The 24,558-nt window shown below is 68.7% G+C and carries 22 protein-coding genes; 18 read left to right on the top strand and 4 right to left on the bottom strand.

The features are described 5' to 3' along the window. Position 1 precedes the first annotated feature (1 nt). The 3 genes from PV766_RS14790 to mftR all read right to left on the bottom strand — a co-directional run bounded on the left by PV766_RS14790 (position 2) and on the right by mftR (position 1,964). Entirely contained in the window at positions 2 to 448 is a 447-nt protein-coding gene (locus PV766_RS14790; RefSeq protein WP_016932571.1) for a hypothetical protein, read from the bottom strand. Between the two features lie 65 nt (positions 449 to 513). After that, positions 514 to 1,317 (bottom strand): mycofactocin oligosaccharide methyltransferase MftM, encoded by an 804-nt coding sequence (gene mftM, locus PV766_RS14785; RefSeq protein WP_421097295.1) that lies wholly within the window; start codon positions 1,315 to 1,317, stop codon positions 514 to 516. Further along, complete coding sequence (gene mftR / locus PV766_RS14780) at positions 1,314 to 1,964, bottom strand: mycofactocin system transcriptional regulator (protein WP_064062540.1); 651 nt, start codon at positions 1,962 to 1,964, stop codon at positions 1,314 to 1,316. The genes mftM and mftR overlap by 4 nt, the downstream gene beginning before the upstream one ends. A gap of 122 nt (positions 1,965 to 2,086) precedes the next feature. On the opposite strand from mftR, the gene mftA reads away from it, so the two are divergent. From mftA to PV766_RS14745, 7 genes are read left to right on the top strand one after another with little or no spacing between them, the layout of a single operon-like run. Continuing rightward, the gene (gene mftA, locus PV766_RS14775) at positions 2,087 to 2,182 is read left to right on the top strand and encodes a mycofactocin precursor MftA (RefSeq protein WP_006553546.1); all 96 of its coding nucleotides are present in this window, start codon (positions 2,087 to 2,089) and stop codon (positions 2,180 to 2,182) included. Position 2,183: 1 nt separating this feature from the next. Further along, on the top strand, positions 2,184 to 2,498 hold the full coding sequence (gene mftB, locus PV766_RS14770; protein WP_064062539.1) for a mycofactocin biosynthesis chaperone MftB: 315 nt from the start codon (positions 2,184 to 2,186) through the stop codon (positions 2,496 to 2,498). 38 nt (positions 2,499 to 2,536) lie between these two features. Beyond that, entirely contained in the window at positions 2,537 to 3,778 is a 1,242-nt protein-coding gene (mftC, locus tag PV766_RS14765) for a mycofactocin radical SAM maturase (protein WP_016932567.1), read from the top strand. A 19-nt stretch (positions 3,779 to 3,797) separates the two neighbouring features. Continuing rightward, positions 3,798 to 5,006 carry a pre-mycofactocin synthase MftD gene (gene mftD / locus PV766_RS14760; RefSeq protein ID WP_016932566.1) on the top strand — a complete coding sequence of 403 codons (1,209 nt, stop codon included), beginning with the start codon at positions 3,798 to 3,800 and terminating at the stop codon, positions 5,004 to 5,006. A 13-nt stretch (positions 5,007 to 5,019) separates the two neighbouring features. Beyond that, positions 5,020 to 6,921, top strand: coding sequence for a mycofactocin system FadH/OYE family oxidoreductase 1 (locus PV766_RS14755; protein WP_421097294.1), 1,902 nt, complete (start codon positions 5,020 to 5,022; stop codon positions 6,919 to 6,921). A 51-nt stretch (positions 6,922 to 6,972) separates the two neighbouring features. After that, a complete protein-coding gene (locus tag PV766_RS14750; RefSeq protein ID WP_064062537.1) occupies positions 6,973 to 7,785 on the top strand; it encodes a mycofactocin-coupled SDR family oxidoreductase in 813 nt (270 codons plus the stop codon). A gap of 2 nt (positions 7,786 to 7,787) precedes the next feature. Further along, positions 7,788 to 9,746, top strand: a complete 1,959-nt coding sequence (locus PV766_RS14745; protein ID WP_129977320.1) for a mycofactocin system FadH/OYE family oxidoreductase 2 — start codon at positions 7,788 to 7,790, stop codon at positions 9,744 to 9,746. 3 nt (positions 9,747 to 9,749) lie between these two features. Here PV766_RS14745 and PV766_RS14740 read toward each other — a convergent pair whose 3' ends face one another. Then, entirely contained in the window at positions 9,750 to 10,733 is a 984-nt protein-coding gene (locus tag PV766_RS14740) for a GNAT family N-acetyltransferase (protein ID WP_421097293.1), read from the bottom strand. Positions 10,734 to 10,830: 97 nt separating this feature from the next. Here PV766_RS14740 and mftE point away from each other — a divergent pair, with 97 nt between their 5' ends. From mftE to PV766_RS14685, 11 genes are all read left to right on the top strand, one after another. Beyond that, on the top strand, positions 10,831 to 11,514 hold the full coding sequence (mftE, locus tag PV766_RS14735; RefSeq protein WP_037222272.1) for a mycofactocin biosynthesis peptidyl-dipeptidase MftE: 684 nt from the start codon (positions 10,831 to 10,833) through the stop codon (positions 11,512 to 11,514). After that, positions 11,511 to 12,944, top strand: a complete 1,434-nt coding sequence (mftF, locus tag PV766_RS14730) for a mycofactocin biosynthesis glycosyltransferase MftF (RefSeq protein WP_129978262.1) — start codon at positions 11,511 to 11,513, stop codon at positions 12,942 to 12,944. The genes mftE and mftF overlap by 4 nt, the downstream gene beginning before the upstream one ends. Position 12,945: 1 nt before the next feature. Beyond that, positions 12,946 to 14,406: a mycofactocin system GMC family oxidoreductase MftG gene (gene mftG / locus PV766_RS14725; RefSeq protein WP_421097292.1), complete on the top strand. Its 1,461-nt coding sequence runs from the start codon at positions 12,946 to 12,948 to the stop codon at positions 14,404 to 14,406. A gap of 36 nt (positions 14,407 to 14,442) precedes the next feature. Continuing rightward, the gene (locus PV766_RS14720; RefSeq protein WP_421097291.1) at positions 14,443 to 15,741 is read left to right on the top strand and encodes a transcriptional regulator; all 1,299 of its coding nucleotides are present in this window, start codon (positions 14,443 to 14,445) and stop codon (positions 15,739 to 15,741) included. Positions 15,742 to 15,807: 66 nt separating this feature from the next. After that, the gene (adh, locus tag PV766_RS14715) at positions 15,808 to 17,331 is read left to right on the top strand and encodes an aldehyde dehydrogenase (RefSeq protein WP_026003462.1); all 1,524 of its coding nucleotides are present in this window, start codon (positions 15,808 to 15,810) and stop codon (positions 17,329 to 17,331) included. 88 nt (positions 17,332 to 17,419) lie between these two features. Next, positions 17,420 to 17,950: a DUF779 domain-containing protein gene (locus PV766_RS14710; protein ID WP_064062532.1), complete on the top strand. Its 531-nt coding sequence runs from the start codon at positions 17,420 to 17,422 to the stop codon at positions 17,948 to 17,950. A 141-nt stretch (positions 17,951 to 18,091) separates the two neighbouring features. Then, positions 18,092 to 18,640, top strand: a complete 549-nt coding sequence (locus PV766_RS14705) for a hypothetical protein (RefSeq protein WP_421097355.1) — start codon at positions 18,092 to 18,094, stop codon at positions 18,638 to 18,640. Positions 18,641 to 18,902: 262 nt separating this feature from the next. After that, the gene (locus PV766_RS14700; protein WP_245207768.1) at positions 18,903 to 20,210 is read left to right on the top strand and encodes an MFS transporter; all 1,308 of its coding nucleotides are present in this window, start codon (positions 18,903 to 18,905) and stop codon (positions 20,208 to 20,210) included. Positions 20,211 to 20,308: 98 nt separating this feature from the next. Next, complete coding sequence (locus tag PV766_RS14695) at positions 20,309 to 21,976, top strand: AMP-binding protein (protein ID WP_421097290.1); 1,668 nt, start codon at positions 20,309 to 20,311, stop codon at positions 21,974 to 21,976. Positions 21,977 to 22,121: 145 nt separating this feature from the next. Further along, positions 22,122 to 22,391 (top strand): GlsB/YeaQ/YmgE family stress response membrane protein, encoded by a 270-nt coding sequence (locus PV766_RS14690; RefSeq protein ID WP_016932945.1) that lies wholly within the window; start codon positions 22,122 to 22,124, stop codon positions 22,389 to 22,391. A 167-nt stretch (positions 22,392 to 22,558) separates the two neighbouring features. Then, entirely contained in the window at positions 22,559 to 24,520 is a 1,962-nt protein-coding gene (locus tag PV766_RS14685; protein ID WP_421097289.1) for an acetoacetate--CoA ligase, read from the top strand. The last annotated feature ends 38 nt before the right edge of the window (positions 24,521 to 24,558 follow it).

Below are 24,558 nucleotides of genomic sequence, written 5' to 3'. Positions count from 1 at the left end.
GTCAGCGGTCGTCCGGGACGGAGGAATGCACCGGCACCAGCACCGACAGCGCTCCGGTGCACACCAGCAGGCACAGGAGCGGCCCGCCTCGGAGAATCTGACCGGTGACCTCCCGAATCCGTCGACCCCGATCGTCGCCCGGCGGTGCGGCAAGCACGATCGCGGGGTCGGTCCTCGACCGGGCCGCGGCGACGAGAAGACATTCCTCCGATGTGGTGAGTACCGGAATGTCGTTCGCGCCGTCCGTCTTCCCGATCGCTACGGCGTCGTAATCGGAGTCGTCCGTGTCGTCGTGATAGACGAGCAGTCGTACGTCCGGTCGCTCGGGAATCGGCCGGCAGTCCATCACCAGGCCGGACGAACCGGCCTTCTTCCTGTCCTCGGGGCAGTGGGGGAGGACGACACGACGTGAGGTCCAGCTGAAGTGGCTCTCGACGTTCTCGCTCATCGTGCCACCTCCTTCCGGCTACACCCGGTATTCGTCGCGGGGATGCAGGCGGATGGGTGACGGAATCAGTCGACGACGAGCCACCCACCGTGGTATTCGAACACCTCGAAGGACCGGCCCGTGGTGCGTCCGAGTTCCTCCAGCGCCGACAGGTCGAAGGTGCGCACGTGTCCGTGGCACGCCGTCGCCTCGTCCTCGAACGGCACCGCGACGACCACCCGCTGCCTGGCGATCCGCAGCGCCTCGGCGAGGATCGTGGCCCCCACGGCGTCGTCGACGTGCTCGAGCAGATGGATGGCCGTCACGGTGTCGGCGCTGTCGTCGGCTACCGGGACGTTCGCCGCGTCGCACACGAGCGTGTCGAGGCGCAGACCCAGTCGCGGCGCGACGGCATCGAGCAGGCGCATGGTACCGGGCAGGATGTCGGTGGCGGTGACCGCGGTACCGGCGGCAGCGAGCCGCAACGGCAGGAAGCCGAAACACGACCCCAGATCGAGCACGCTCCCGCGCACGAGTTCGGCCGCACGATCGTGGATGGGCGCGAAATCGGCTGTACCGTCGAGCAGTTCGTCGAGCGAGTTGCGGTAGTAGGTGACCCACGAGTCGAGGGCGCCCGACACCGTGGAACGCACGAGTCCGACCATCGTCAGTTCGAACTCGTCCTGGCCGAAGGCGGCGTCCTGGATCGAGGCGGTCACCTCGGCGACGAGTCGCTCGCTGATCTGCTCGGCCGTGAGGGAATGCGTGACGTGGAGTCGGTCGTCCTCGCGCCGGACGTTCAGCGGCCCGGCGGTGACGCGTTCGACCGTCACATGGTCGTGTGTCCACAGACCCGGGCTGCAGGGAGCGAGCGGATCGAGCAGGGTCATTGTTTCGCAACCTTTTTCGGAGGCGTGAAAGGGGAGTGGGGGTCACTGTAGTCGAGGCCTGCGGTCAGTGTCCCCATCCCGACGGCCAGGAATTCGTGCAGATCCGATGCGGGTTCGTCGAGCCACGCCTCGTAGGCGGAGATCGCGACGCCGAGCACCAGGTAGCCGACGGTGCGAGGAATGTGGTCGTCGGGTCCGGCTCCGATGCGGCGGGCGACGAACTCGGCGACGACCCGCCTCCACCCCTGGTACATCACCGACGAATAGCCCTGCAGTGCGGGCGTGTGCAGGATGAGACCCATCCGTGCCCGGTGCCGTTCGGCCTCGCTGTCGGGGAAGGTGTTGAAGTCGTGCAGGGCGGTGGTCAGCGCGTCGGAGAGCGGGACGTCCTCGGGAATCGTCTCGAGGCTCGCGCGCATGCCGGCGAGGTGTTCGTCGAAGTTTCCCCAGGCCAGCTCGTTCTTCGACGGGAAGTACCGGAAGAAGGTGCGGCGGGCGATGCCGGCGGCCTCGGCGATGTCGTCGATGCTCGTCTCGTCGAATCCGACCTCCATGAACAGTTCGATGCCGAGAGCAGCGAGCTCCTCCTTCGACGTGGACGGGCGGCGACCTACCCGAGCGGACGGTTTCCGTCGGCTGCGCGTCATTGTTCCTCTCCCCGTAGTGACATTCTGCACTCGATGCCATTACAGTGGTGAAGCGGCTCACAAAGCAAGCCCGCTGTGAAGCCGGGCTCCGATTCCGGAGAGAGAAGATCCGAGGAGGAAACATGTCCGATCGTGACAACGCAGTGATCGAATCCGATCTGATCGAGGAGTCTCTCGTCGAGGAGGTCTCCATCGACGGCATGTGCGGCGTGTACTGACATGACCGCGCCCGGAGCCACCGACGTGTCCCCCGACGCTGTGGGCACAGCAACGTTCGATCCGGGTGCCGGCTGGCGGCTCCACCCGCAGGTAGCGCTTCGCCCCGAACCGTTCGGGGCGTTGCTCTACCACTTCGGCACCCGCAAATTGTCGTTCCTGAAGAACACCGTCATCGTCGAGATCGTCCGATCCCTCGGAGACCACACCTCGGTGCGGGAAGCGTTGCGCGCGCACGGGATCGACGAGAGTGCCGAGCGGCCCTACGTGCGTGCTCTCGGCACCCTGGCCGACTCGCACATGATCGTTCCTGCCTGACGCCGCTCGTTTCTGCCCGACGCCCGAAGGACCAGCCCATGACTTCGCTGCTCGAACCGCCCACCACCCCCACCCCTCCGAAGGTCGGTCGTCTCGTCGACCAGTTCGAAAAGGGTCTCGACGCCCCGATCTGCCTGACCTGGGAGCTGACCTACGCGTGCAACCTCTCGTGTGTGCACTGCCTGTCCTCGTCCGGTAGACGCGACCCGCGGGAACTGTCGACCGAGCAGTGCAAGGCGATCATCGACGAGTTGCAGCGCATGCAGGTCTTCTACGTCAACATCGGCGGTGGCGAACCGACGGTGCGCTCGGACTTCTGGGAACTGGTGGATTACGCCACCGATCACCAGGTGGGCGTGAAGTTCTCCACCAACGGGGTGCGCATCGACCGCAAGGTCGCCGAACGACTCGCCGCCTCCGACTATGTCGATGTGCAGATCTCCCTCGACGGCGCCACCGCCGAGGTCAACGACGCCGTGCGCGGGCCGGGTTCGTTCGCCATGGCCGTACGCGCGCTCGAGAACCTGTCCGAGGCCGGTTTCCGCGACGCGAAGATCTCCGTGGTCGTCACGCGCCAGAACGTCGACCAGCTCGACGAGTTCAAGGCCCTCGCCGACAAGTACGGTGCCACCCTGCGCATCACCCGGTTGCGCCCGTCGGGCCGTGCGGTGGACGTGTGGGACGATCTGCATCCCACCCACGAGCAGCAGCGGCAGCTCTACGATTGGCTCGTCGCCCACGGCGAAGGCGTGCTGACCGGCGACTCGTTCTTCCACCTGTCGGCTTTCGGCGGCGAGGGCGGCGGCTCGCTGCCCGGGCTGAACCTGTGCGGCGCGGGCCGGGTGGTGTGCCTGATCGATCCGGTCGGCGACGTCTACGCGTGCCCGTTCGCGATCCACGAGAATTTCCTCGCCGGCAACATCCTCACCGACGGGGGGTTCTCCTCGGTGTGGACGAACTCCGAGCTGTTCCGCGAACTGCGCGAACCGCAGTCGGCCGGGGCGTGCAGCTCGTGCAACTTCTACGACTCGTGCCGCGGGGGGTGCATGGCCGCGAAGTTCTTCACCGGTCTGCCGATGGACGGACCCGATCCCGAATGTGTGCAGGGCTACGGGCAATCGGCGCTCGAAGCCGAGCGCACCGTGCCGCAGTCGAGTGTCGACCACTCGCGTACCGGCAAGCGCGCCGAGCGGCGCACTCCGGCCGCGCCGGTGCCGTTGACCCTGCTCACCAAGCCCCCCGCCAAGTTCTGCGACGAGAACCCGCTCGCAGGCCTGTAGATTTCCGAGGAGATTCGTCATGGCCAAGCCCTCCTGGCTGAAGAACCCCTGGGCGACCGACCCGTGGTTCGAGACCGTCGCGGTCGCGCAGCAACGCGCGCGTAAGCGTCTGCCCAAGTCCGTCTACGGCGCACTCGTCGCCGGCTCCGAGGCCGGCCTGACCGTCGACGACAACACCGCCGCCTTCCGCGAACTCGGTTTCGCCCCCCACGTGGCCGGACTGTCCGACAAGCGGGAGATGGCCACGACCATCCTGGGCCAGGATGTGTCGCTGCCGGTGATGATCTCCCCGACGGGCGTGCAGGCCGTGCACCCCGACGGTGAAGTCGCCGTCGCCCGTGCCGCCGCGGCGCGCGGCACCGCGATGGGATTGAGTTCGTTCGCGTCCAAATCCGTCGAGGAGGTCGCGGCGGTCAACGACAAGACCTTCTTCCAGATGTACTGGGTCGGCAGCCGCGAAGTGCTCGTCCAGCGCATGGAACGCGCCCGCGCCGCCGGTGCCAAGGGCCTGATCATGACCCTGGACTGGTCGTTCTCCAACGGCCGCGACTGGGGCAGCCCCGCCATCCCCGAACGCATGAACCTCGAGGCGATGGTCAAGTTCGCGCCCGAGGGCATCATCCGCCCCAAATGGCTGCTCGAATGGGCGAAGACCGGCGCCGTGCCGGATCTGACCACCCCGAATCTGACCCCGCCCGGCGGCCGGGCCCCGACCTTCTTCGGTGCCTACGGCGAGTGGATGACCACCCCGTTGCCGACCTGGGAGGATGTGGCGTGGCTGCGCGAGCAGTGGGGTGATGCGCCCTTCATGCTCAAGGGCGTGATGCGGGTCGACGACGCCAAGCGCGCCGTCGATGCGGGGGTCACCGCGATCTCGGTGTCCAACCACGGTGGCAACAATCTCGACGGCACCCCGGCGCCGATCCGGGCGCTGCCGGCGATCGCCGAGGCGGTGGGCACGGACGTCGAGGTGCTGCTCGACGGAGGTATCCGCCGCGGCAGCGATGTCGTCAAGGCGATCGCGCTCGGTGCGAAGGCGGTGCTCATCGGCCGCGCGTATCTGTGGGGTCTGGCCGCGAACGGTCAGGCCGGGGTGGAGAACGTCCTCGACATCCTGTCCGGGGGTATCGGTTCCGCCTTGATGGGGTTGGGCAAGAACTCGATCCACGAGTTGACCCCGGACGATGTGTTCGTGCCGGACGGTTTCCGCCGCGACCTCGGCATCTGACACAGCCGACGACATGGGCCCCGCGCTCACCGAACCGATCACCCTCGCCGGACGCACCGCTCCGTCGAGGGTGATCTTCGGTCCGCACGTCACGAATCTCGGTGACGGCCGGTCGTTCTCGGACCGGCACGTCGCGTACTACGCGCGACGTGCTCGGGGTGGGTGCGGGATCGTCGTGACGGAGACGGCGTCGGTGCACTCGCTCGACCACCCGTACGAACGCGCGCCGCTCGCCGGACACTGCGGAGCCGGATACCGGCGGATCGTCGACGCCTGCCGTCCGCACGGCGCGCTCGTGCTCGCGGGCCTCGGTCATCGCGGGCTCCAGGGTTCGAGCGCGTGGACCCGGGCACCACTGTGGGCGCCCTCGCGCGTACCGGATCCGGCGACACGCGAACTCCCCGTCGAGATGACCGAGCACGAGATCACCGAACTCGTCGAGTCCTTCGCCCGGGCCGTCGCCGTCGCCGTGGCCGCGGACCTGGACGGGGTGGAACTCGACGTCGGCCCGACTTCGCTGCTGCGGCAGTTCCTCTCGGGACTCACCAACCACCGCGCCGACGGATACGGTGACGACCGGCTGCGCCTGCTCCGCGAGGTGATCGTCGCGGTCCGCTCGCAGATGGGCACGGATCGTGTTCTTGCGCTGCGACTCTCGTGCGACGAGAACGCGCCGTGGGCGGGCATCACTCCCGACCTCGCCGCCGGATACGTTCCCGCGATCGCCCCGGCGATCGACCTGCTCACCGTCGTGCGTGGCGGATTGTTCTCCCCCGAGTCGTACCGGCCCGACACGCACACCCCTGCGGGCTTCAACGTCGAAGTGTGTCGGCGTATTCGGGAGGTAGCCGGTAGCGCGGTCCCGATCGTGTTGCAGGGCAGCATCGTCGACGTCGGGCACGCGCAACGCGCGCTCGACGACGGTACGTGTGATCTGGTCGAGATGACCCGCGCCCAGATCGCCGACCCCGACCTCGTCGAAGCCGCCCGTCGTGCTCGCCGGCCACGCCCCTGCGTGCGCTGCAACCAGGCGTGCCTCGTCGACGACTTCCACAATCCGGTCGTGGGATGCATCGCGAACCCGGAGGTGGGTGACGAGACCCGGGCACTCTTCGGGCCGGTGGCCACCGCTCGCGACGTGCTCGTGGTGGGTGCCGGGCCCGCCGGTCTGGAAGCGGCGCGGGTGGCGGCGACACGCGGTCACCGTGTCGTCCTGGTCGAGGCGACGAATCGGATCGGCGGCACGGCCGCCGTGGTCTCGCCCGGCCGCCCCGACTTCCCGGCGCTCGTCGACTGGCTCGAACAGCAGTGCCGCGAGTCCGGTGTCGACATCCGTACCGGCACCGAGGCCGGCGACGCCGATATCGAGGACGCGCTCGCTCGCGGACGTGTGGTCGTGCAGGCCACGGGCGGGATTCCGCGTCCACCGTCCTTCCCTGTGACCGTGCCCGAGAACTACGCGACCGCCGCGGAGGTGCTGTCGGGGACCCGCCCGCCGACGGCACAGCGAGCGGTGGTGTGGGATCCGCCGGGTGGGCCGGTGGCGAGCGCCGTGGTCGATCGGCTCGTGGAGGACGGTGTGGAGGTCCACTACGCGACCGGCGACCTCGTCGCGGGATCACGTCTCGCGCCGACCGGCGATCTCGTCGCCTTCGACGTCCGGCTGCAGCGGGCGGGCGTGACGAGACATCTCGGGTGCCGGGTCGGTTCGGTCGACGCCGAGGGGGTCGTGCTCGTCGACCGTGTGTCCGGGGAGACCATGCCGGTCTCGGATGCCGTTCTGATCGATTGCGCACCGTTGTTACCGGGCGAAGTGACCGAGCGGCCGGGGGTGTGGTCGATCGGGGATCGGGTGGCCCCGAGGACGATGCGTGACGCGATCCGGGAGGGACACCGGGTGGCTGTGACGCTGTAACGTGAGGCACACTGAAACATGTTCTAATCTGGGTCGACGGGAAGGGCCGACATGGGAGATTTCGACGGCAAGGTCGTCTTCATCACCGGGATCGCACGCGGGCAGGGCCGCAACCACGCCATCCGGTTCGCCCGCGAGGGAGCAGCCGTCATCGGCGTCGACATCGCGGGCCCGGTCTCGGAATACATCACCTACGAGCAGACCACCCCGGACGACCTCCGCGAGACGGTACGGCTCGTCGAGGAGGCCGGTGGGAAGATCCTCGCCCGCGTGGCGGACGTGCGCGACAGCGCGGCGTTGAAAGCCGTCGTCGACGAGGGTGTCGCCCAGTTCGGACGGCTCGACGTGGTCGTCGCCAACGCCGGCATCTGCACCTGGAACCGCTTCTGGGAGATGCCCGACGACCAGTTCGAAGAACTGATCGACATCAACCTGACGGGTGTGTTCAAAACCCTCAAGGCCGCCACCCCCGCCATGATCGAGGCCGGCAACGGCGGATCGATCATCGTCATCAGTTCGGTCTCCGGTCTCAAGGCGATGCCCGGCCAGATCAACTACGCGGCAGCCAAGTTCGGCCTCGTCGGCGTCACCCAGGCGGCGGCCAAGGAACTCGGCCCGTACCGCATCCGGGTCAACTCCATCCATCCCTACGGCGTGAACACCCCGATGGGCACCGACGTCAGCGTCCTGAAACTGTTCGAGAAGAATCCCTCGTGGGGCCCGAACTTCGTTCCGATCCTCGAGGGCAAGCCGACGGCCGATCCCGACGACATCTCCGAAGCCGTCCTGTTCCTCGCGAGCGATCGCGCCTCCACGATCACCGGCAGCCAGATGGCCGTGGACCAGGGCAACTCGAAGGTCTGACGGTGTCGCGCACGGGTGCCGGAACCGTTCCGCACGCGTCGTTGCGGATCGGTCCGGTCACCCTGCGCAATCGCATCGTCTTCCCTGCGCACCTGACCAACTTCTCGGTCGACGGCACCGTCACCGACCGGCACATCGCGTACTACGAGGCCAGAGCACGCGGCGGCGCGTCGATGATCGTCACCGAGGAGCACACCGTGCACCCCTCGGATCGTCCCTACGAGAAGCTGATCCGCGGCTGGGATCCGGATGTCGTCACCGGTTACCGCCGTCTCACCGACGCCGTGCACCGGCACGGCACGCGGATCCTCGCGCAGCTCAACCACAACGGCGCGCAGGGCACCTCGATGTACACCGGGCAACCGTTGTGGGCTCCGAGCCCCGAACCCGACCCACTCTTCCGCGAGGTCCCGCGCCCGATGACGAGATCCGACATCGCCGACCTTGTCGCGGGCTACGCCGACGTCGCCCGCCGCTGTGCCGAGACCGGCTTCGACGGCGTCGAGATCCAGTGTTCCCAGGCATCCGTCCTGCGTGCCTTCCTCGCACCCGCGACGAACCGTCGCGCCGACCGCTACGGCGGGGATCTCGCCGGGCGGGCGCGTCTGCTGCTCGAGGTCGTCTCCGCCGTGAGACGGGCAGTCGGGCGCGACCGTGTCGTGGGCGTGCGACTGACGGGTCACGACGGCACCGACGGCGGTGTCGGTATCGACGACGCCGTGCAGGTCGCGCGGATGCTCGAGGCGAGTGGCGACGTCGACTACCTCAACACGTCCGTGGGCGTCGCGACCGAGACGTTGCATCTGATCGAAGCCCCGATGTCCACCCCTCACGGCTACTCGCTGTTCGTCCCCGACGCCATCCGGGCAGCGGTGTCGCTGCCGGTCGTCGGGGTCGGGCGCTTCACCCGCCCCGACCAGGTCGGCGCCGCGCTCGCCGACGGAGTGTGCGATCTCGTCGGCGCGGTGCGCGCACAGATCGCCGACCCGGACTTCGCGAACAAGACGCTCTCCGGACGCGACGACGAGATACGGCCGTGCATCGGCTGCAATCAGGACTGCATCGGACGGGTCGGGCTCAACCGTCCCATCGCGTGCGCGGTCAATGCTCACGCCGGGTACGAATCCGACGGTTCCGCCGCGCCCGCCGTACCGCAACGGGTCGTCGTGGTCGGCGGCGGACCCGCGGGATTGCAGGCAGCGGCGACTGCTGCTGCACAAGGGCATTCGGTGGTCCTGTTCGAGCGGGGCCGGCGCACCGGCGGCCAGGTCCGCGAGGCCGCCGCCGCGCCGCACCGCGCCGAACTGCTGGGTGCGGTGACCCACCTCGACGCCGAGTGCCGCCGCAGGGGAGTGGACATCCGCACCGGCGCGACCGCCGATGCCACGACACTGCACGCGCTGGCACCCGACGTCGTGATCGTCGCGACGGGAGCGCGCCCCCGCAGGCCCGACCGGGCGGGCGCGTCGGCACGGGTGAGCGACGTGCGCGACGTGCTCACCGGTCGTGCCGCACCCTCCGGACGCGTCCTCGTCGTCGACGATCTCGGCTTCCACCAGGCCACCTCGGTCGCCGAGTTGCTGGCCGACAGGGGATGTGCGGTGACGGTATGCACGCCGGGGATGGTCGTGGGCCAGGATCTCGGTCCGACGCTCGAGCTCGACGGCTGGTTGCGCCGCGCCCGGGAGAAGCGGATCGAACGACTCACCGGCGTCGCCCTCGGCGGTGTCGTGGACCTGCCGGACGGCGCCGAGGTCACCCTGGTCCACCACGCGACCGGCGAGCAGACGAGGCTCACGGTGGACGCGGTCGTCGTCGCCACCCATCAGGATCCCGTCGACGAGCTGTGGCACGAGCTCTCGGAATGCGGCGCGAGGGTGATCCGCGTGGGCGACGCGGTGACGCCACGCCGCCTGCACGCCGCGATCGTCGAGGGGGACCGGGTCGCCAGGGGGCTCTAGCTTCTACGCCTCCACTTCGCGGCGCATGACGATCCGCGGCCAGCGGTCGAGACCGTGTTTCCGTTCCTCCGCGCGGATCCGGGCGAGGGCGGGGGAGAGGGCATCGTCCGCGACGGTGCGGAAGCCGAGACGCGCGTAGTACGGGCCGTTCCACGGCACGTCGCGGTAGGTCGTCAGCGACAGGGATCCGAAGCCGGCGTCCCGCGCCCACCCCGCGGCGTGCTCGATCAGCATGCGACCGATACCGCGACGCGCGTGGTCGGGATGCACCGACACCTGCTCGATGTGGACGCCGTCGTCGACGATGTCGGCCGCGAGATACGCGACCGGGAGCCCGTCTCCGTCGAACCACACCCAGCAGCGACCCGCGTCCCGATGGACGCGCAGATCCTCGACGGACGGGGGATCGTCGTCGGCCACGAAGGTCATACCGATCTCGGCGAAGGGCTTCCCCGCTGCGCGTTCGATCTCCTGCAGCACCGGCAGGTCGTCGTCGGTGGCCAGACGGATCGGGGGCAGATCCTTGTAGTAGTACATCGCCGTCGGCGAGTGCGCGTAGAGGCCGAACCGTTCGGTCATCGGTACGTACCCGGCCTTCGCGTACAGCGCGATCGCCTCGGGTTGCTCGCTCCCCGTCTCGAGGACCATGCGACGGCGACCGGCATCGGTCGCGGTCCGTTCGAGCGCACCCAGCACCCGTTCGGCCACACCGCGGCGCCGCGCGTTCGCCCGCACGTACATCCGCTTGATCTCGGCGTCCCCGTCGCGCAGTCCTCGATGTGAGGGCTCCGGAGCACGCCAACCGCCGATCCCGGCCGGGACCCCGTCGGTCAGCGCCAGGAGGAACACGCCGCGCGGGGGCCGGAATTCGTGCGGCAACAGCCCGGTGTCGTCGGGCCCGCCGTATCTCCGCACGTATTCGAGCTGAACTTCGCCGATGAGGGCCAGCACGTCCGGATCGTCCAGTGGACGAGGTTCGATCAGCACCGGGAAAGCGTACCGATCCGGTCCCGGCGTCCGGGCGGGCCTGCCTGGACCTCCGGGTTTCGTGCACGCCCGCGAAACCCTTAGCATCGGAGCGGTGATGCGGGAGCTCGCCGACGCCTACTGGACGGACATCGAACCCGGCCGGGTGACGGTGGCCGTCCCGGTCGGTGCGCTCGAACAGCACGGCCCGCATCTTCCCCTCGACACCGACACCCGGATCGCAGCCGCTGTCGCCGCCGCGCTGCCCGAGACGGTCCTTGCGCCGCCTCTGCCCTACGGGGCGAGCGGCGAGCACGAAGGCTTCGCCGGTACCGTGTCGATCGGTGCCGAGGTGACGAAGGCGCTGATCGTCGAATACGGCAGGTCGGTGTGCCGGTGGGCGAAACGGGTGGTCTTCGTCAACGGGCACGGTGGCAACGCCTATCCGCTGATCGAGGCGGTGAGCCTCCTGCGCTACGAGGGCCGCGACGCTGCCTGGCTTCCGTGCGCGGTGCCCGCGTCCGACGCCCACGCCGGTGTCACCGAGACGAGTCTGATGCTGCACCTGGCACCCGGGACGGTCGACATGGCCCGCGCGGCGGTGGGAGCGACGGAATCGATCGGCGCACTGATGCCTCGATTGCGCGAAGCCGGTATCGTCTCGGTGTCCGCGAACGGAGTGCTGGGAGACCCTACCGAGGCCACCGCAGAACTCGGCGCGCGTCTGTTCGCGAGTCTGGTCGAGCGGGCGCGTGCACAGGTCGCCCGGTGGGAGCCGGGAACGGAAGGAAGGCTTCGGTGAGTCGGGCGATTACTCCACAGGCGACGTCCCCGGAGGCGGCGCAGCCCCGGGCGACCCGGCTCCCCGACGGTTTCGGTGTGCGGATCGACGCTCGCGTGCGCAGCTTCGCCGGAGGACGTGTCCTCGTCGGAGGGTCACCCACGCGGATGCTGACACTCGCACCCGCCGCCGCGGCCATGATCGACGAGGACTTCGTCGAGGTGGTCGACGCGCGGAGTGCCGCGGTCGCGCGACGCCTGCTCGACTCGGGTATCGGGAATCCTCGCCCGACGAAACTGCCGCCCAGTTCCGCCGTCACCGTCGTCGTACCGGTCAAGGACAATGCGCCGGGCCTCGCCCGTCTGCTCGCCGCTGTCGAAGGGCACGAGGTCGTGGTCGTCGACGACGGATCCGACAAGCCCGTCGAGCCACCGGCCCGCGGTCGAGTCCGGGTGATCAGGCACGAGACCGCACGCGGGCCGGCGGCGGCCCGCAACACCGGACTGCAGGAGGTGACAACGGAATTCGTCGCCTTCCTCGATTCCGATGTGGTGCCGCAGCTGGGCTGGCTCGAACGATCGCTGGGGCATTTCACCGATCCTGCGGTCGCTCTCGTCGCGCCACGCATCGTGGCCCTCGAACCCGACAGCAGCGCACTGGCGAAGTACGAGCACGCACGGTCGTCGCTCGATCTCGGCAGCCGGGAGTCCGCGGTCGTCGCGGGTGGTCCCGTCTCGTACGTGCCGAGCGCGGCATTGCTCGTACGTCGCGACGCCCTCGTCGCCTGCGGTGGTTTCGACGAGACGATGCACGTGGCCGAGGACGTCGATCTGTGCCGGCGACTGCAGGGTGCGGGGTGGCGGTTGCGGTACGAACCCATCTCGCGGGTCGCGCACGACCATCGCACCCGTCTCCGGACGTGGTTGACACGCAAGGCGTTCTACGGCACCGGTGCGGCCCCGCTCGCGGATCGGCATCCGGGTTCCGTCCCGCCGATGGTGATGTCGATCTGGACGCTCCTCGCGTGTGTCGCGATCGCGACCTTCACCCGCGTCGGGGTGATCGCAGCCGTGCTGACGCAGGTGGTCACCTTCGTGCGGTTGCGGCGGATGTTCTCCGGACTCGACCGGCCCGACCGCATCGCCGCGCTGCTCACCGCCCAGGGATTCGCCGGTGGTCTGTGGCAGGTGGCGTCGGCGGTGTGCCGGCACTACTGGCCGGTGACGGTCGTCGCAGCGGTGTTCTCCCGCAAGGTTCGCCGTGCGGTTCTGGCCTTCGCTGTGGCCGAAGGTATCTGGGACTGGAAGGCGCACCGCGAGAGCGGCGGGCTCGATCCTGTCCGCTATCTGCTCTACAAGCGCCTCGACGACCTCGCATACGGAGCAGGGTTGTGGAAGGGTGCGTTCGACGCCCGTACGGCGTCGGCGCTCGTACCCGACATCCGGAAGTGACATGATCCCGGCGCGCGCCGATGTGGTGATCGTCGGGGGTGGTAGCTGCGGGTGCGTTCTCGCCGCCCGGCTCAGCGACGATCCCGACCGCACCGTGCTGATGCTCGAGGAGGGCGCGGTCTTCGGATCGGTGTCCGCCGTTCCGAAGGAGATCCGCGACGCCGCCGTCCTTCCGGTGGGTCCGGAAAGCCCGTGGACGACGAGCTTTCCCGCACGGTTGACCCCCGACGTCGACGCGACCGTGACGCGCGGCAGGGTGCTCGGCGGATCCGGGGCGGTCAACGGCGCCTATTTCGTGCGCGCGCGACCGGCCGACTTCGCGTCCTGGCCCGCATCGTGGTCCTACGAGCAGGTGCTTCCGTACTTCCGGGCCACGGAGACCGACGCGGACTTCACCGGCGACCTCCACGGGGCATCCGGTCCGATTCCGGTCGCCCGGGTACCGCGCGACCGGATGCATCCGCTCTCGCGGGCCTTCGCCGACGCCGCCGAACGCGCCGGTTTCGCTTCCGTCGCCGACCTCAACGCTCCGGGACCCGACGGGGTCGGCGCGGTCCCGTCGAACGTCCGCGACGGGACGAGGGTGAGCCCGTTCCTCGCGTATCTGGAACCTGTCCTGGACCGGCCGAATCTGACGGTCGTCGGCGGGGTGACCGCGACCCGCGTCGTGATCTCCGGTGATCGCGCGAGGGGTGTCGAGATCGCCGGACCCGACGGACCGCGCACGGTCTCGGCCGGGCACGTGATCGTCGCCGCGGGCGCGGTGAGATCTCCCCAGTTGCTGATGCTCTCCGGCATCGGCCCGGCCGACGAACTGCGACGGCTCGGCATCGACCCGCTGCACGACCTTCCCGGGGTGGGCCGCGAATTCTCCGACCATCCGGAGTTCACCGTCCCGTACCGGTTCCGCCCGGGTCTCCCGCCGCACACGGTGCTGCTCGAGACGGTCCTGCACACCGAGAACCTCGAAGTGCGTCCGTACACCGCGTCTTTCGGCGCGGCGATCCCCGGCAGCGGCGTTCCGGATCCGGTCCTCGGCGTCGTCCTGACCCGCCCGCGCAGCCGCGGACGCATCGTGCTCGACGAACGCGACCCCAGGCGCCCACCGCTGCTCGACTACCGGTACCTGACGGACCCGGCCGACCGGACGACCCTGGAGGAGGGTGTCCGGCTCGCGACCGATCTGCTCGCAGGCGTCGCCGGTGTCGTCGAGACCGGCAGCGTGGACGCCGGCAACGGCAGGCTCGGAACGTCGCTGCATCTGTCCGGCACCTGCCGGATGGGCGACGACGAGAACGCCGTGGTCGACGAGTGGTGCCGCGTGCGCGGGACCGACCGGCTGAGCGTCGTCGACACCTCGGTGTTTCCGCAGGCACCGAGACGGGGACCGCACGCGACCGCGGTGATGCTCGCCCATCGCGTCGCGACCGCTGCGAAGGTCGGACTGCCGTATCCGGTGTGATCCCGACTACAGTGGCGGGGGAGGAGGCGCCCGTACATGACGGATCGTGGAATCGCGACGACCAACCCCTGGGTGGCACTGGGTCCGGGAGCGGACGTGGCCGCGCACGCACGTGCGGTGCTGCGCGCGCACGGCACGTTCGTCTCCGCACGCGGCACGGATCGGCTCGACGGGGTGCGCTCGGTGGTCCGCGACTCGTGGAGCCGGAGCCTGCAGCGCGGCATCGATCCCGACGTCGTCGAACAACCCGCGCTGCTCGACGGGCGCGAACTCGAGGAGTACCGCGCCGGTCACCCGATGTCGTTGATCCGCCCGGTGGTGCGCAAACTCCTCGTCGAGGACGCCGCCGACAGCGGACTGCTGGTCGCGATCACCGACGGGCAGGGCCGGCTGCTGTGGGTCGAGGGCGATCACGCCGCCCGCGACCGCGCCCTGTCGATGAGCTTCGTCGAAGGAGCCGACTGGAGCGAGGACCGCGTCGGCACCAACGCGCCGGGAACCGCTCTCGCCGTGGATCATTCGGTACAGATCTTCGGCGCCGAACATTTCAACCGCACGGTGCACGAATGGAGTTGTTCGGCCGCTCCGGTGCACGACCCCACCAGCGGACGGATCCTCGGTGCCATCGACATCACCGGCGGGCACCGCGTCGCCGCCCCCGAGGTCCTGCAGCTCGTCCGCGCCACGGTCGCTGCGGCAGAAGCCGAGCTGCGGCTCCACGCCCTCAGCGGCCGCCCGCTGCTCCCCTCGGCGACGCCGCGCATCGAGACCATCGGCACCGGGCGTCCCGCCCTGCACCGCGGGGGCGAACGGGTCGGCCTGTCCCGCAGGCACGCCGAGATCCTGCTGATCCTCGCCGATCATCCCGAGGGCCTGAGTTCCGACCGGCTCGCGGTGCTGCTCGACGAGAACGAGCTGGACTCGGTGACCATCCGCGCCGAGATGTCGCGTCTGCGCAAGGTGCTCGGGGCGGAACATCTCGGCTCACGGCCCTACCGGTTGCTGACCGTGCTCGACACCGACGTCGCGGATGTGCGCCGCGCGCTCGACCGCGGCGACGTGGCCTCGGCGGTGCGTCTGTGCGCCGGGGAGATCCTGCCCGGCTCGGTGGCGCCGGGCGTCGAGGAGATCCGCGACGAACTCCGCACGGGGGTGCGGGCCGCACTGCTGCGCTGCGGAGACGAGCACCTGCTCGCGCAGTGGACCTCGTCCGTCCACGGCCGCGAGGACATCACCGCGTGGGCGGCCTACCGGGCCTCGATCGATCCTCGATCACCCCGCTTCGCGCAGGTCGACGCCACAGTGACCCGATTGGACAGGCTGCTCGCAACGTAGTTGCAACCCTCGCGTCCGTAGTGTTCCGGATCACATACCGACCGCTCGACGCTGCAGGAGATGCACATGACCGTGTACGCCCGTCCCGGTTCGCCCGACGCCCTCATGTCGTTCCAGTCCCGGTACGACAACTGGATCGGCGGCCAGTGGGTGCCGCCTGTGAAGGGGGAGTACTTCGAGAACGTCACCCCCGTCACCGGCCAGGTGTTCACCGAGGTCGCTCGCGGCACCGAGGAAGACATCGAACTCGCGCTCGACGCTGCCCATGCCGCCGCACCGGCCTGGGGCAGGACGTCGCCCGCCGAACGCGCGCTGATCCTCAACAAGATCGCCGACCGCATCGAGGAGAACCTCGAATCGATCGCCCTCGCCGAGTCGTGGGACAACGGCAAGCCCATCCGCGAGACTCTCAACGCCGACATCCCGCTCGCGATCGACCACTTCCGTTACTTCGCGGGAGCTATTCGCGCGCAAGAAGGGTCGATCTCCGAGATCGACTCCGAGACGGTCGCTTACCACTTCCACGAGCCGCTCGGTGTCGTCGGCCAGATCATCCCGTGGAACTTCCCGATCCTCATGGCCGTGTGGAAGCTGGCACCCGCCCTGGCCGCCGGCAACGCCGTCGTCCTCAAGCCGGCCGAGCAGACCCCGGCGTCGATCCTGCACCTGATCTCGATCATCGGCGACCTGCTGCCGCCCGGGGTGATCAACATCGTCAACGGTTTCGGTGTCGAAGCCGGCAAGCCTCTCGCATCGAGCCCGCGCATCCGCAAGATCGCGTTCACCGGTGAGACCACCACGGGCCGGCTGATCATGCAGTACGCCTCGCAGAACCTGATCCCGGTGACCCTCGAGCTCGGCGGCAAGAGCCCCAACATCTTCTTCTCCGATGTGCTGTCGGCGAACGACGACTACCAGGACAAGGCCCTCGAAGGCTTCACGATGTTCGCCCTCAACCAGGGCGAGGTGTGCACGTGCCCGTCTCGTGCACTGATCCAGCAGGACATCTTCGACGACTTCCTCTCGCTTGCCGCGGTCCGTACCAAGGCCGTCCGCCAGGGCGACCCGCTCGACACCGACACGATGATCGGCGCCCAGGCGTCGAACGATCAGCTCGAGAAGATCCTGTCGTACATCGAGATCGGCAAGAGCGAGGGTGCCAAGGTCATCACCGGTGGTGAGCGCGCCGATCTCGGCGGCGACCTCTCGGGCGGCTACTACGTGCAGCCGACGATCTTCCAGGGCGACAACACGATGCGCATCTTCCAGGAGGAGATCTTCGGCCCGGTCGTGTCCGTGACGTCCTTCGGTGATTTCGACGACGCGATCTCGATCGCCAACGACACCCTTTACGGTCTCGGTGCCGGCGTCTGGTCCCGCGACGGTGGTGTCGCCTACCGTGCCGGTCGCGCCATCCAGGCCGGCCGGGTGTGGACGAACACCTACCACCAGTACCCCGCGCACGCGGCCTTCGGTGGGTACAAGCAGTCCGGCATCGGCCGCGAGAACCACCACATGATGCTCGACCACTACCAGCAGACGAAGAACCTCCTGGTGTCCTACGCTCCCAAGGCACAGGGCTTCTTCTGATGCACACTTCGGCGCCTGTCACGTCCGCACGACGTGGCAGGCGCCGTCGCCATACGCACCGAGCACCGTGCACCCCAACGGAAAGGGCATGTCTGTGACCGTCCCACGCCTCGTGGCGACCGTCGACGCCGTCGCACTGCTGCGCCGCCTCGCGCAGCGCACCGGACCGCTCATGATGCACCAGTCCGGCGGATGCTGCGACGGCTCCGCGCCGATGTGTTATCCCGACGGTGAGTTCCTCGTCGGCGACCGTGACGTCCTCCTCGGAGTCCTCGATCTGCGTCTCGGGGCGGGAGAGACCCGCGCCGATCGGCCGGTCGGTGCCGACGCTGTGCCGGTGTGGATCTCCGGCTCGCAGTTCGAGGCGTGGAAGCACACCTGTCTCGTCCTCGACGTGGTGCCCGGACGCGGCTCCGGGTTCAGTCTCGAGAGCCCGGAGGGAGTGCGTTTCCTCAGCAGGGGGCGCGCGTTCACCCCCGACGAACTGGCGCTTCTCGAAACCGACCGGCCGCGGACCGGCCGCGACCGGGAGGCCGGTGACCAGCCCGCCGCGTCCGATACGCCGACCGTGGTCGCCGAGGCCGCCGACGCGTGTCCGGTGCCCGGCCTGTCCCCGTGATCCACGCTCGTCCGACCTCGAGATCCCGCCGAGGAGGGTGACTCCCCGGCCGGCTGCCCGGGTGCGTCAGAATCGGGACGGAATCCGTCCGGATTCCGGATGACGATGTGGGCGCCCGGTGGGTGCGGCGAGGAGTGGGCGATGGCCTTCGCAGGCAACGTGGACGAACTGGCACTGCTGCAGACGGTGCGTCTGAAGAAGCAGGTCACGGCAGAGGTGCTCGCCGCGCACCTCGGTGTCTCGGTGGCGGCCGGCCAGGCCGCGGTGACCGCGCTCCTCGAGCAGGGCAAGGCCGCGGAGAACGACGGCGGCATCAGTCTCACCGACAAGGGCTCCTCCGAGCTGAACGACCAGCTCGACGCGGAGCGGGTCTCCATCGACGAGGATTCGATCTCGGATCTCTACGACCGGTTCCTCCCCCTCGACGAGGAACTGGCCACGCTCCTCGAGAACGCGGACTCCGACGGATTCGTCGACGGCCTCATCGCCCTCGACCGGCAGGCGCAGAGCCTGTTCGACGACGTATCGGCGTTCGTGCCGCGACTGTCGCGCTACCAGGATCTGTTCGCCGAGGCACTGGAGAAGATCAAGAGCGGCTCGCTCGCGTGGGCCACCGCGGCCAACATCGACTCCTACGCCTCCGTGTGGAGCGAGATGCGCCGGGAGATCGCGGGCGCCGCCGGACGCTGACAATGTCGTTCGTTCGGCATACTATGTGATGCCGGTCACCCCCACCCCCTTCCGGGGGTGGTGAAGGGGTGACCGGAATCACTACGTTTCGTTCATCCGCGGAGGCGACCACGCCCGCGGTTCGAACGGACAACGGAGGACTCACGTGACCAGTGTGTCGACCCCGGGGGCTGCCGAACCCCCCGTCGCCGGACCGGTGGGACGTTCCCGTCCCGACTCATCCGCGCCCCGCCGCGCGGGGCAGAAGAAGGACGGGCCCGGTATCCGGCGCGTCGCCGTGGCCAGTTGCATGGGCACGACGATCGAGTTCTACGACTTCTTCATCTACGGCACCGCTGCCGCGCTCGTCTTCCCGACGGTCTTCTTCCCGGCGCTCGGATCGACCGCGGGTACCGTCGCCTCCTTCGCGACCTTCGCGGTCGCGTTCATCGCCCGCCCCGTGGGTGCAATGCTGTTCGGGCACTTCGGCGATCGCATCGGCCGCAAGAAGACACTCATCTCCACGCTGCTGCTGATGGGCATCTCCACGCTGCTCATCGGTCTTCTGCCCGGCGCCGAGACCATCGGTGTCGCCGCCCCGATCATCCTCGTGCTGTTGCGCTTCGCACAAGGATTCGCCGTGGGCGGCGAGTGGGCCGGCGCGACGCTGCTCACCGCCGAATACGCGCCACCGGGTCAACGCGGTCTGTATGCGATGTTCCCGCAGCTCGGTCCCGCCATCGCCTTCGCACTGTCGAGCGGCACCTTCCTGTTCACCGGTCTCGCCCTCGGCGACACCAACGACGCCTTCCTGAACTACGGCTGGCGGATCCCGTTCCTGCTCAGCATCGTTCTGGTGGGCATCGGCCTCTACATGCGCCTCGCCATCGAAGAAACCCCCGTCTTCCGCGCAGATCAGGAGGCTCGCCTCCGTACAGAACAGGAAGCCCGTCGTAACACCCCGGGCGCGGAGGCCCAGGCCCCGCGCCGGCTGCCCTTCCTCGACGCGCTGCGCTACCAGGCCAAGGAGATCTTCCTCGCCGGCGGTGCGCTGGCCATCATGTTCGCCTTCTTCTACATGGGCACGGCCTACCTGACCAGCTACGCAACCTCGAAGCTCGGGTTCGACCGGCCGTTCGTCCTCATGGTGGGTATCGCCTCGTCGCTGGTGTTCGGTCTCGCGATCGTGCTGTCCGCGCTGTATTCCGACCGCGTCGGGCGCCGGAAGGTCATCATGGTCTCGTGCGCGTTCTCCGTGGTCTGGGCACTGGTGTTGTTCCCGCTCCTCGACACCGGTTCACCGATCGCGTTCGTGCTCGGAATGATGATCACCCTCGCGATCTTCGGTGTCGCCTACGGGCCGTGCGGAGCACTGCTGCCCGAGATGTTCGCGACCCGCTACCGCTACACCGGTGCCGGTCTCGGCTACAACTTCGCCGGTGTCCTCGGCGGCGCCATCCCGCCGATGATCGCCGCCCCGCTCGCCGCCTCCTACGGCGGCATCGCGATCGGGATCATGCTGGCCGGAATCGGCCTCGTGAGCCTGGTCTGCACCGCGGCGCTCGTGGAGACCCGCGACCGGGCCCTCTGATCCACCGCCCCACCGATCCACCCCCCGGTGGCGGTCGTCCGGCAGCAGCCCGACGACCGCCACCACAGCCGTATCCCCGTCTCGAGAAGGAGAATGCGATGTCCGGCCTCGACGTCGACCGTCTGCCGAGCTACACCCAGGGTGCCTGGGATGTCCCGTTGCTCGGCGACACCATCGGCGACAACCTCGACCGCACCGCCGCCCGCTTCGGCGACCGTGAGGCGCTTGTCGATTCCGCCGCCGGAAAGCGCTGGAGTTACACCGAATTCGTCGAGGATGTCGACGTGCTCGCGCTCGGCATGCTGCGATCGGGCATCGTCAAGGGCGACCGCGTCGGCATCTGGGCGCCCAACTGCTGGCAGTGGGTGCTCGTGCAGTACGCGACGGCGAAGATCGGAGCGATCCTCGTCAACATCAATCCCGCCTACCGGTCGCACGAGCTGCAGTACGTGCTCGAGCAGGCGGGCATTCGGATGCTGGTCTCCGCCCCGACGTTCAAGACCTCCGACTACGCGCAGATGATCGAGACCGTCCGGCCCAACTGTCCCGATCTCGAGGACGTCGTCCTCCTCGACTCGCCGCGGTGGGACGACCTCGTCGACACCGGTCGCGCTGCGCTCGCCGAGGACCGGGCATCGCTCGACGCGGCCCAGGCGGCCCTGTCGCCCGACGATCCCATCAACATCCAGTACACCTCGGGCACCACCGGTTTCCCCAAGGGCGCCACTCTCAGTCACCACAACGTGCTCAACAACGGTTTCTTCGTCGGCGAGCTGTGCCACTACACCGAACACGACCGCGTGTGTATTCCCGTGCCGCTGTACCACTGCTTCGGGATGACGATGGGCAACCTCGCGTGCACGAGTCACGGCGCGACCATCGTGTTGCCGGCGCCGGGATTCGACCCCGCCGCGACGCTCGGTGCGGTCGCCGCGGAGAAGTGCACGTCGCTGTACGGGGTGCCGACGATGTTCATCGCCGAACTGGCCGACCCCGGATTCGAGAACTACGACCTGTCGAGTCTGCGGACCGGAATCATGGCGGGATCGCCGTGTCCGGTGGAGGTGATGAAGCAGGTGATCGACCGGATGGGCATGAGCGAGGTCTCCATCTGCTACGGCATGACCGAGACCTCGCCGGTGTCCACGCAGACCCGCAGCGACGACAGCATCGAACGGCGGGTGAGTACCGTCGGGCGTGTCGGCCCGCATCTCGAGGTCAAGATCGTCGACCCGGTCACCGGGCTGACCGTGCCGCGGGGGGAGCCCGGTGAACTGTGCACTCGCGGCTATTCGGTGATGCTCGGCTACTGGGATCAGCCCGACAAGACCGCCGAGGCGATCGACGCGGGCCGATGGATGCACACCGGTGACATCGGCGTCATGGACGAGGACGGGTACGTCTCGGTGACCGGCCGGATCAAGGACATGGTCATCAGGGGAGGCGAGAACATCTATCCCCGCGAGATCGAGGAATTCCTCTACACCCATCCGGACATCCTCGACGCCCAGGTAGTCGGCGTGCCCGACACGAAGTACGGCGAGGAACTCATGGCGTGGATCCGGATGCGCGAGGGCGCCGAACCGCTCGATGCCGATTCGCTCCGGACGTTCTGCACCGGAAAGCTCGCCCACTACAAGATCCCGCGCTATGTGCACGTGGTCGAGGAGTTCCCGATGACGGTGACCGGGAAGGTCCGCAAGGTGGAGATGCGCGAGCAGGCGATCACCTTGCTCGAGGCGACACGAGCGGACGGGGGCCGGTGAGACCACGGCCCTGCCGGAGAAGGATGTTCACTCGAAAGGCACGTCGAATCCGCCTCGTGTGAGACGTTCATGATCGACACTGATGGGGTACATGGTCGTCGAGGTTGCGCCGCCCCGGGTGCGGCGCCGAACAGAGAGGCTCACCATGGGACAGATCATCGGCACGATCATCTTCGGCGCAGTCATCGGTATCCTCGCCCGGTTGGTGATCCCCGGTAAGCAGGCGATGGGGATGCTCATCACCATCGTCATCGGCATCATCGGTGCGCTGATCGGTTACTGGATCTGGGGTCTGATCTCGTCCGAAGGTAACGAGAACACCTCCGGCATCGACTGGATCCGCTGGATCATCTCCATCGCCGTCGCTGTGGTGCTCACCCTCATCTACACGTCTGCGACGCGCGAGCGGCGATAGCCGCGAGTCGTCGCGCGGGGCTCCGCTCGGACGCCGCGAACGTCGTGTACCGGCAGTCGCCCGTGCACGACGGTCCTCGGCCGGTCCGGGCGGAGCCTCCGGCCGTGCCTGGATGCGCTCCCGGACCACGTGCGCAGAGGTGGTCCCGGACGGGGAGGTGAACAGTGGTGGAACCGCAATGGATCCCGAGCGACGTCGACGTCGAGGAGGCGAACGTCACCGGGTTCACCCGGTTCGTGGAGGGCAGACACGGGCTCGACCTGCCCGGCTACCGGGCGTTGTGGCAGTGGTCCGTCGACGAGCCCGGCGCATTCTGGCAGGCCGTGTGGGACGCCTTCGACGTCGTCTCCCACACCGACCCCGGCCCTGCTCTCGCGGACGCCTCCATGCCCGGCGCCGTGTGGTTCCCGGGAGCGCGACTGAACTTCGCCGAGTACGTCTTCCGTGAGCGTCCGCCCGACGAGGCCGCCGTCGTCCACCTCGACGAGGAGGGACACCGCCGCGAGGTCTGCTGGTCCGAACTCGAACGCCGGACGGCCGCGCTCGCCGCGACGCTCCGCGCGCACGGGGTGGGGGAGGGTGATCGTGTCGTCGGTTACCTGCCCAACATCCCCGAAGCGATCGTCGCCCTGCTCGCCACGGCGAGTATCGGTGCGGTCTGGGCCGGATGCGGACAGGACTACGCCGCACCCGCGGCGATCGACCGTCTGGGCCGGCTCGAACCACGAGCACTCGTCACGGCGACCGGTTACCGGTATGCAGGTCGCCGGTACGACCGCGTCGACGAGGTGGACGTACTCCGCGCCGCGATGCCCGGCCTCGCCCTGACGGTCGTCGTGTCGGAGGGTGGGACATCGTTCGACACGTCCGGGTTCGACACGTCCGGGCAGACCGGGACCGTTCTGGACTGGCGGGACGCCGTCTCCGGCGACGCCGCTCTCGAACCCCTGCCCGTTCCCTTCGACCATCCGTTGTGGGTGGTCTTCTCCTCCGGCACCACCGGCCCACCGAAAGGCTTGGTGCACGGCCACGGTGGTGTGCTGCTCGAGCACCTGAAGGCGTTGTCGCTGCACCTCGATCTCCGACCCGGCGACCGCTTCTTCTGGTACACCGGCCCGAGTTGGATGATGTGGAACTTCCTGCTGTCGGGGCTGCTCGTGGGGTGCACCGTCGTCACCTACGACGGCGCCCCGTCCCACCCCGAGGTCGACCGCCTGTGGCGGGTCGCCGCCGACGAACACGTCACGGTGCTGGGGACGAGCCCCGGCTACGTGCTGGCGTGTATCAAGGCCGGTGTCGTCCCGCAGGCGGACCACGATCTGTCGGCCCTCCGCGCGGTCGGGGTCACCGGGGCGACGCTGCCCGCCTCGTCGTCGGCGTGGCTGTCGGACAACGCCGGCGAGCACGTGCAGGTGATGTCGATCTCCGGCGGGACCGACGTCGTGACGGCCTTCGTCGGCGCCGTCCCCACGGTGCCCGTGTGGCCGGGGGAGATCTCGGTGCCCTGCCTCGGTGTGGCCGTCGACGCGTTCGACGAAGGGGGCCGGCCGGTGCGCGGAGAGGTCGGAGAACTCGTGGTGACCGTCCCCATGCCGTCCATGCCCGTGCGGTTCTGGAACGACCCGGACGGCAGTCGCTACCGCGACGCCTACTTCTCCGTCTATCCGGGCGTGTGGCGCCACGGCGACTGGATCACGATCACCGAGCGCGGAACCTTCGAGATGCACGGCAGGTCCGACTCCACCCTCAACCGCCACGGTGTGCGGATGGGCAGTGCCGATATCTACCAGGCCGTGGAGAACCTGCCCGAGGTCGTCGAGTCGCTCGTCCTCGGCATCGAACAACCCGACGGCACGTACCGCATGCCGCTGTTCGTCGTCCTTGCCGACGGCGCCGCACTCACCGAAGATCTGAAGGAACGTATCCGCACGGCCGTGCGCGAACACGCCTCCCCGCGGCACGTACCGGACGAGATCGTCGCCGCACCCGGCGTACCGCACACCCGCACCGGAAAGAAACTCGAGGTGCCGCTCAAACGAATCCTGCAGGGAGCCGATCCCGGCCGCGTCGTCGACCGCACCGCGATCGACGAACCCGACCTGCTCGACTGGTACCGCGACCAGGCGTGATCCAGGGCACACCATGAGTGTCGCCTAACTGGACAGTC

Origin of the sequence: Rhodococcus sp. As11, from assembly GCF_048957735.1 — a bacterium.
Classification (GTDB): Bacteria; Actinomycetota; Actinomycetes; order Mycobacteriales; family Mycobacteriaceae; genus Rhodococcus; species Rhodococcus gordoniae.
This window is presented reverse-complemented; position numbering and strand designations above follow the sequence as displayed.

Coding starts and splice junctions, on each gene's coding strand:
- PV766_RS14790 (WP_016932571.1), bottom strand. CDS start 448: ATGAGCGAGAACGTCGAGAGCCACTTCAGCTGGACCTCACGTCGTGTC.
- mftM (WP_421097295.1), bottom strand. CDS start 1,317: ATGACCCTGCTCGATCCGCTCGCTCCCTGCAGCCCGGGTCTGTGGACA.
- mftR (WP_064062540.1), bottom strand. CDS start 1,964: ATGACGCGCAGCCGACGGAAACCGTCCGCTCGGGTAGGTCGCCGCCCG.
- mftA (WP_006553546.1), top strand. CDS start 2,087: ATGTCCGATCGTGACAACGCAGTGATCGAATCCGATCTGATCGAGGAG.
- mftB (WP_064062539.1), top strand. CDS start 2,184: ATGACCGCGCCCGGAGCCACCGACGTGTCCCCCGACGCTGTGGGCACA.
- mftC (WP_016932567.1), top strand. CDS start 2,537: ATGACTTCGCTGCTCGAACCGCCCACCACCCCCACCCCTCCGAAGGTC.
- mftD (WP_016932566.1), top strand. CDS start 3,798: ATGGCCAAGCCCTCCTGGCTGAAGAACCCCTGGGCGACCGACCCGTGG.
- PV766_RS14755 (WP_421097294.1), top strand. CDS start 5,020: ATGGGCCCCGCGCTCACCGAACCGATCACCCTCGCCGGACGCACCGCT.
- PV766_RS14750 (WP_064062537.1), top strand. CDS start 6,973: ATGGGAGATTTCGACGGCAAGGTCGTCTTCATCACCGGGATCGCACGC.
- mftE (WP_037222272.1), top strand. CDS start 10,831: ATGCGGGAGCTCGCCGACGCCTACTGGACGGACATCGAACCCGGCCGG.
- mftG (WP_421097292.1), top strand. CDS start 12,946: ATGATCCCGGCGCGCGCCGATGTGGTGATCGTCGGGGGTGGTAGCTGC.
- PV766_RS14720 (WP_421097291.1), top strand. CDS start 14,443: ATGACGGATCGTGGAATCGCGACGACCAACCCCTGGGTGGCACTGGGT.
- adh (WP_026003462.1), top strand. CDS start 15,808: ATGACCGTGTACGCCCGTCCCGGTTCGCCCGACGCCCTCATGTCGTTC.
- PV766_RS14710 (WP_064062532.1), top strand. CDS start 17,420: ATGTCTGTGACCGTCCCACGCCTCGTGGCGACCGTCGACGCCGTCGCA.
- PV766_RS14705 (WP_421097355.1), top strand. CDS start 18,092: ATGGCCTTCGCAGGCAACGTGGACGAACTGGCACTGCTGCAGACGGTG.
- PV766_RS14695 (WP_421097290.1), top strand. CDS start 20,309: ATGTCCGGCCTCGACGTCGACCGTCTGCCGAGCTACACCCAGGGTGCC.
- PV766_RS14690 (WP_016932945.1), top strand. CDS start 22,122: ATGGGACAGATCATCGGCACGATCATCTTCGGCGCAGTCATCGGTATC.